General features: G+C 55.1%; 1 protein-coding gene. It reads right to left on the reverse strand.

The genetic code is table 11. The features are described 5' to 3' along the window. Positions 1 to 301 (reverse strand): substrate-binding domain-containing protein (locus NE473_RS31260; RefSeq protein WP_256265654.1); only part of this gene is annotated, 301 nt, incomplete at both ends.

Below are 301 nucleotides of genomic sequence, written 5' to 3' on the forward strand. Positions count from 1 at the left end.
GTAGTGGACAGTGGTCAGCCTTGGCACACATACCCTGGCCGTCTCTGAATCACCAATCCCGGCAACCTGAATCTCCTCCGGGACCCGTCTTCCGATTTCCCGCAGATACGCCACAGCGCCTATGGCAATGCTGTCCGTAGCGCAGAATATGGAATCAATCTCAGGATTTGCGCTCAAAAGAAGCTTAGTCTGCTCATATCCCGAATCCATGCTGAATTTGCCTTCCGCGCAGGGCACCCGGTCTGTACCGGCTCCGGAGTCTCTCACCGCGTCTAAAAAGCCTTCCTTTCTTCGCTTTCCG

The organism is Hungatella sp. SL.1.14, assembly GCF_024460495.1.
Classification (GTDB): domain Bacteria; phylum Bacillota; class Clostridia; order Lachnospirales; family Lachnospiraceae; genus Hungatella; species Hungatella hathewayi.